Source organism: Bartonella sp. AA83SXKL (genome assembly GCF_042196965.1).
GTDB lineage: Bacteria > Pseudomonadota > Alphaproteobacteria > Rhizobiales > Rhizobiaceae > Bartonella.
Map to the genome: position 1 here is coordinate 1 of NZ_JBHIRG010000347.1, position 247 is coordinate 247.

At 39.7% G+C, this 247-nt stretch carries 1 protein-coding gene; it reads left to right on the forward strand.

What is annotated here, in order from left to right; genetic code table 11:
- Positions 1-247: phosphomethylpyrimidine synthase ThiC (locus ACFINO_RS11555; RefSeq protein WP_375655996.1), on the forward strand; the 247-nt coding region annotated here is incomplete at both ends.

The following is a 247-nucleotide window of genomic DNA, read 5'->3' on the forward strand; positions in this document are numbered from 1 at the left end:
TCCATGCAGGATTAAGATTACCTTTCATTCCTCTAACCATTGATCGCATAACAGGTATTGTTTCACGGGGCGGTTCTATTATGGCAAAATGGTGCCTCCATCATCACAAAGAAAGTTTTCTCTATGAACATTTTGATGAAATTTGTGACATTGCACGCACGTATGATATCTCTCTTTCATTAGGAGATGGATTGCGTCCTGGCTCTATTGCCGATGCTAATGATGAAGCTCAATTTGCTGAACTTAA